The organism is Mesotoga sp. B105.6.4 (assembly GCF_002896535.1).
Lineage (GTDB): Bacteria > Thermotogota > Thermotogae > Petrotogales > Kosmotogaceae > Mesotoga.
In genome coordinates, this window is the sequence record NZ_JWIM01000009.1 from 37,541 (window position 1) to 43,942 (window position 6,402).

Genomic DNA, 6,402 nt, shown 5'->3' on the forward strand with positions numbered 1-6,402 from the left:
AATTCCACGAGAGGACGAATAATCGTCCTCTTTTTTCTGGAATTAGCGTGCAATTAAAACTTTTCATCGATAGTTCCTTCTATGAAAACCTCTACTTATAGACCGGCCCTCTTAAATAGAAGTTCTCTTACACTTGAAAACTCCGTTCCAAAATAACGATCCTCTCTGTGATCAGGAACGATGCTTGCAATCTCTTCAAACAACTCTTCTATAACAGAACCGGACTTCTTGGGATGTCGGAACGACAGAGCTCTGAATGCGAGAAGCGCCTCAATAGAGATAAGGGTCGCAACGTTGTCCAGTATCGACCAGAGTTTTCTTGCTCCCCAGGCTCCCATGCTCACATGGTCTTCCTGGAAGCCGGATGTGGGAATCGAGTCAGCAGAGGCCGGATGCGCAAGGGTCTTGTTCTCTGAAGCCAGTGCCGCCGCCGTGTACTGCCAGATCATGTATCCGGAATTGAGACCTTCTTCTCCGTTTGTCAGAAAGGCGGGCAGATCATTTAGCTTTGGATTCACGAGTCTGTCTATTCTTCTCTCAATCATATTACTGAGGTCTGTAAGAGCTATTGAGAGGAAGTCTGCCACTAGAGCAACGGGCTCCCCGTGAAAGTTGCCTCCTGAAATCGCGTCCCCGTTTTCGAATATCAAAGGATTATCGGTCGCCGAGTTGATCTCGGTCTCAAGAACGGCTTCTGCATACTCGATGGTATCCTTGACCGCTCCGTAAACCTGAGGGATAGTCCTGAGTGTGTATGCGTCCTGAACTCTATCGCAATCGAGATGAGAAGTCCTTATCTCACTTCCCTCGAGAGACTCTCTAAGCTTTTTCGCAACATATGTCTGACCGCGATGAGGTCTTGCTTTGTGAACTCTCTCGTCAAATGGAGAGGTACTGCCCATCAGCGCATCGACGGACATCGCAGCTACAAGGATAGCTTGATCGAGTAGCCTTGAGGCAGTATAGGTTGAGCACCCGGCCAATCCGGCCATCAGGGCGGTTCCATTCAGAAGGCTGAGACCTTCTTTGGCCTTCAAAACAAGCGGTTCAAGGCATTTGCTGGCAAGTGCCTGTGAGGAAGAAACGAGCCTTCCGTCAACGAGGCAGTTCCCCTCACCAATAAGCGTCATCGCTATATGTGCCAAAGGGGCAAGATCGCCGCTCGCTCCAACGGAACCCTTTGCCGGAACAATCGGTACGATTCTATTATTCAGCAGATCGAGAATTCTCTGAACCACACACTTTCTAACTCCTGAATAGCCCTTCAGGAGTGAATTGGCTCTAACCAACATTACCGCTCTGACATGTTCCTCTTTCAGTGGTTCGCCCACTCCGGCCGCGTGAGAGAGAACGATATTTCTCTGCAGTGCGTCCAGGTCTTTCGGGGAGATCCGATGATCGGCCATAACTCCAAATCCCGTATTCACGCCGTAAATCGTCTTCTTCATGCTATTCGTTTCCAGAGACTCTCTTCTTTCATCGAGAAGTTTGGCAGAGAGTTCATTGATTGAGCAGAACTCATTTCCGAATGCTACATTGTAGAGACCAGAGAGTGTCAAATGTTCTCCATCGATCTGCACTTACCCACCTCCAGAGAGAGTTATCAAAATTGAAGAGTTTGTTCGATCTTTCATCATCAGGCAGTCTCCATCAGAAAAAGACTTACCACAATCGCTCTATCTAACCCACTCAAGGCCCGGAATCTCGACCTTCTTCTCGAGTATGCTGAAAAGCTTTGTGAAGAAGAGAACCACAACGAGATAAATAACGCCAACCACGAGATAGACTTCGAAGAACTGGAAGTTTCTAGAAGCTATGAACTTTGCCTGGGCCATAAGTTCCGGTGCTCCAACTATATAGGCTAGAGAGGTGTATTTCAGGAGGTATATGAACTCATTTGTCCACGCCGGGATAACTCTTCTAAACGCTTGGGGCATAATAATCTGCATTATCGCCTGCCACTTTGTCATTCCAAGGGATCTTGCGGCTTTCATCTGGTTCCCCGCAATGGACTGAATAGAGCCTCGCAAATACTCTGCTTGATAACATCCGCTGTTTATTGCGAAACCGATTATCGCCGCGGTGAAAGGCGTTAAGTTTATTCCAAGGGGCGGAAGGCCGTAGTACAGAATAAACAGCTGAACAAGCAGCGGAGTTCCCCTGATCACTTCAATGATCGCCGTAGAAATAGCATAGAAGAACTTGTTTCCATATACTCTTGCAATTGCAAGAATCACGCCAATTACAAAGCCTATGACCACGGCTATAAGAGTCATTTCCAGCGTTACGCCGAGCCCTTCAAGGAGTTTTGGCCAGTGGTTGACAACGATCTTCCAGATTCTCTCCAATTCATTCACTCCCCGTACAGCTCGTTGAGCTTAAAGAGAAATTCCTTTGTGCGAGGGTTCTTGGGGTTCTTGAACATCTCTTCCGGAGAACTCTGCTCGACTATGTGACCGTGCTCCATGAAGATGATCTCGTCCGAAACGGTTCTCGCAAATCCCATTTCGTGAGTGACTACCAGCATCGTCATGCCGCTTTCAGCCAGATTCTTCATGACTGAGAGGACCTCGCCGATCAGTTCTGGATCAAGTGCAGAAGTCGGTTCGTCGAAGAGGATAATCTTCGGTTGCATGGCAAGCGCACGTGCTATCCCGACTCTCTGCTTCTGACCGCCAGAGAGCTGAGCAGGATACAACTCCGCTTCCTTCTCGAGCCCGACTCTTTTCAGCTCCTCCATTGCAAGGTCCTTTGCTGCGCTCTTTTCCATCTTCTTGACTTTTGTCAGGCCGACCATAACGTTTCTAAGAGCTGTAAGATGATTGAACAAGCCGAAATCCTGGAACACAAACCCTATCTCCTGACGAATCTTGTTTATGTTCTTTGCAGAAGTGATCTCTTCATTTTCAAGCCAAATTCTGCCGTCGTTTGGAGAGACTAGCATGTTGATGCAGGCCAGGAGAGTGCTCTTTCCGGTTCCGCTCGGGCCGATTATTACTTTGGTCTCTCCCTCTTTCATTTCGAAAGATACACCCTTAAGGACTTCATTATCGCCAAAGGATTTCTTCAGGTTCTCGACTCTTAGCACGACTTTATCGTTGGTCATCTTACCGTCTCCTTTATATCGAATCCGGGTACTGCAAGGCGTTTTTCCACGCTTCCCAAACTCTTGTTAATAACGATCGTAACGATGAAGTACATTGCGGCCACTGTGAGGTAGATCAACATGGGCTCATACTTCGTAGCAATAATGTATCCTCCCTGACGGAGAAGCTCTGTAACTCCTAGAGCGTATGCCAGCGAGGAGTCCTTCAGTACGATAGTGAACTCGTTTGTCCAGGGTGGAAGAGCGATCCTCACAGCCTGGGGAAGTACGACATTGATGAATCCATTCAAATTGGTCATTCCCAATGATCTCGCAGCTCTCATTTGAGTAGAACTTACGGAGTTGATAGCTCCCCTGAAGATCTGGGACTGATAGGCAGATGATCGGAAGCCAAGCCCGATTACGACCGCGGCAAAGGGAGAGAATCTTATTCCAATTCTAGGAAATCCGTAGAATATGAGAAAGAGGATCACAAGTTCAGGGATGCTCCGCAGAACTTTTTCGTAGACCGCGATGAATACCTTAAGCCATTTATTGCCGTACACTTGACCAAAAGAAATGGGGAGGGCCAGAATCAGGCCCAACCCCAGAGTTAGAAACGTTATTTGAAGTGTTACCCACAATCCTCTCAGAAGTGCGGGCAAAGAATCGACTATTAATCCGAGTTTATCTATGGCTACCTCCGCCCTTCAATCAGAAGTGCTTTAGATTAAGTTCGTTCAGTTTTCCGGATTCTTCGAGCCTGGAAATCCCTTCGTTGATAAGCTCAAGAAGCTCCTTGTTAGCCTTGTTTACTGCTATTCCGTAATCCTCGTAAGTCTTGATTATAGCAACGATTTTCACTGGTCTGACCTCAGCGAAGCTTTCAGCAACCGGTGCGTCCAGGACTATCGCATCCACATTCTTGTTTACAAGGTCAGTCATGGCGAGAACGTAAGTGTCGTACCTCCTGAAATCGCCTGTGAGGATCTTCGTTTCAACAAGATTTTCCTCTACCCAGATGTCTCCGGTCGTACCTGTCTGTACCCCTATGTTGTGTTTGCCAAACAACACAGTGACGCTCATTTCGCTGTCTTCTCGAACGACTACGCTCTGATCTGCTGTCCAGTATGGCTTCGAGAAAGAGACAACCTCTTCTCTTTCATCTGTAATAGTCATTCCGGAGATGACGATATCGAGGTTTCCCGACACGAGCGCGGCAATAAGTGAATCAAAGCTCATATCTCTGATCTCGATTTCGAAGCCCATCTCTTCTGCAATAGCGTTGATTAGGTCGATGTCGAAGCCTACAAACACCCCGTTTTCCACAGACTCGAAAGGCGCAAAGTCAGCGCTCGTTCCGACAACGTATTTTGCTCCAAAGGCGAAGCCTCCCAAAATCACCAGAGCAAGCATTACTAGCAATGTTTTCTTCATGATACCCCTCCTTAAACTGAAGATGAATTGATTGTATATCCATTTGCTTTCAATACTGAGAACCTGACTTTCTTCTTGCGCTATGGGTTCAATGCGAAATAGAACCACCGCAGTTGAAAATCGATCGCCCATGCTTTCAAAATCCCTTTTCGAGTTCGACTGTTGTCATCAACGGGTACCGAAACGGTGCCGAAAATCAGAGTGCACAGCGGATCGCTCATTGATATTATACTCTTTAGCAACACTTGAGCCAAAAACAGCTGTTAACATAGAGATGGTGATTATCATGAAATTAGGTATAGCATTGAGCGGTGGTATCGACAGTGCCGTCGCGGCCGCTCGATTAATTAGACAGGGAAACGATGTAATTGGTTATCACATGATCGTTATTCCGGGCAGTTCACTCGATAACCCGGCTGTACAAGAGGCAAAAGGCGTTGCCGAACACCTTGGAATAGAGCTGACGATCGTGGATCTAAGAGAAGAATTCGAATCGATTCTCGAATACTTTGTTTGTTCGTATATGAGCGGAGAGACGCCCAATCCGTGCGTGGTTTGCAACGATTCGATAAAATTCGGGTTGCTGCTGGAGAAAATGAGCTCGTTTGGAGTTGAAAAGATAGCGACCGGCCATTACGCGAGATTGGCCGCGCACGATAATGAGTTATTCATTGCGAGAGCTCTTGATAATTCAAAGGATCAGTCGTATTTCCTCTCGCGAATCAGGAAGAGCAAGCTCGGGAGAATTCTCTTCCCTCTAGGCGACACGACAAAAGAGGAAGTGAGGCAAGAAGCCAGTCGGCTTTCTCTTCCCGTTCATTCAAAGAAGGACTCTCAGGAGATTTGTTTCATACCTCACGGGGATTACAGAAGCTTTCTCAAGTCTCGTGGCGTGAAGGATGAACCGGGGCCTATTGAGGATGAAATGGGTAATCTTCTGGGAAGACATGCCGGGCTTTTCGGCTATACGATTGGGCAGCGAAAGGGGATCGGCATTTCGGGCGAGGGACGCTATTACGTGAAGAGGCTCGATACTGATAAGAACAGGCTTGTCCTCTCACAGAGGGAGAGATTAGTGTCCTACTCTCTCATCGGAAGAGATCTTAATTGGTTTATTGATCCGGCTGAAGCGTTTGATTGCGAGTGCAAGATTCGGAGCTCGATGAGGTCCGTTTCTGCAAGAGTATTCTTAATCGGTGACGATAGAGTCAGGGTGGACTTCCCCGAAGGAGTTTGGGCGGTTACACCGGGACAGCTTGCGGTATTCTATGTCGATGATTTAGTAGCCGGCAGCGCCTTTATCGAGGGAAATAGCGTTCTTGAAAGTGGAGACGACACGTGATAGAATTTTCGAGACAGGAAGTAGTTCAGTTGGTAGAACGCTGGTTTCGGGAACCAGAGGTCCGGGGTTCAAGTCCCCGCTTCCTGACCAGAGCAGGCCCTTCAGGGTCTGTTTCTTTTTTGTGAGAACCAGGGGCAATCACCTGGCTCTCCAGATGATCGTTTGTTTGAGTTGATCTGCTAGAATGTTCTTACAGAGAGTAGTTCTCTTTGTCTTCTCCTCTGATCGATCGATCTGGAGGTGGAACAAATGAAAAGGATAGGGTTCCTATTTCTGTTATTCTCTCTTCCTGACTTTGTCACCAAAAATGACGAAAGAGTAACAACGGTCTTTGAAACTCGCTGTAGAAGGGAGTTCTTTATTTTATGAAAAGAATATGGTGGTGGCAACTATAAGGAATAATATTTTCAGAATAATCGATTGACATTTAGACTTAGATATCATGTATGTGCAATAATGATGCAGGTTATAAGTTATGTTGATCTTTCTATTTATGTTTGGTTTTCTTTGATTTTAGTGGTATAATAGAGTATGTTTT

Annotated in this window: 6 protein-coding genes and 1 tRNA gene; 2 read left to right on the forward strand and 5 right to left on the reverse strand. The window is 46.8% G+C overall.

Going from position 1 to position 6,402, the window contains the following annotated elements:
- Positions 1-95: 95 nt before the first annotated feature.
- The 5 genes from hutH to RJ60_RS04430 form a co-directional block, all read right to left on the reverse strand.
- The gene (hutH, locus tag RJ60_RS04410; RefSeq protein ID WP_103134124.1) at positions 96-1,580 is read right to left on the reverse strand and encodes a histidine ammonia-lyase; all 1,485 of its coding nucleotides are present in this window, start codon (positions 1,578-1,580) and stop codon (positions 96-98) included.
- 96 nt (positions 1,581-1,676) lie between these two features.
- Complete coding sequence (locus RJ60_RS04415; RefSeq protein ID WP_374704102.1) at positions 1,677-2,348, reverse strand: amino acid ABC transporter permease; 672 nt, start codon at positions 2,346-2,348, stop codon at positions 1,677-1,679.
- A 5-nt stretch (positions 2,349-2,353) separates the two neighbouring features.
- Positions 2,354-3,106 (reverse strand): amino acid ABC transporter ATP-binding protein, encoded by a 753-nt coding sequence (locus RJ60_RS04420; protein WP_103134125.1) that lies wholly within the window; start codon positions 3,104-3,106, stop codon positions 2,354-2,356.
- Positions 3,103-3,750, reverse strand: a complete 648-nt coding sequence (locus RJ60_RS04425; protein ID WP_103134126.1) for an amino acid ABC transporter permease — start codon at positions 3,748-3,750, stop codon at positions 3,103-3,105. Before RJ60_RS04425 ends, RJ60_RS04420 begins: the two co-directional genes overlap by 4 nt.
- Before the next feature lie 49 nt (positions 3,751-3,799).
- A complete protein-coding gene (locus RJ60_RS04430; protein WP_103134127.1) occupies positions 3,800-4,522 on the reverse strand; it encodes a basic amino acid ABC transporter substrate-binding protein in 723 nt (240 codons plus the stop codon).
- Between the two features lie 220 nt (positions 4,523-4,742).
- Here RJ60_RS04430 and mnmA point away from each other — a divergent pair, with 220 nt between their 5' ends.
- Together mnmA and RJ60_RS04440 are read left to right on the forward strand one after the other, a co-directional pair.
- A complete protein-coding gene (gene mnmA, locus RJ60_RS04435; protein ID WP_258006173.1) occupies positions 4,743-5,864 on the forward strand; it encodes a tRNA 2-thiouridine(34) synthase MnmA in 1,122 nt (373 codons plus the stop codon).
- A gap of 14 nt (positions 5,865-5,878) precedes the next feature.
- Positions 5,879-5,954 (forward strand) — tRNA-Pro (locus tag RJ60_RS04440).
- Positions 5,955-6,402: the final 448 nt, after the last annotated feature.

Coding starts and splice junctions, on each gene's coding strand:
- RJ60_RS04420 (WP_103134125.1), bottom strand. CDS start 3,106: ATGACCAACGATAAAGTCGTGCTAAGAGTCGAGAACCTGAAGAAATCC.
- RJ60_RS04430 (WP_103134127.1), bottom strand. CDS start 4,522: ATGAAGAAAACATTGCTAGTAATGCTTGCTCTGGTGATTTTGGGAGGC.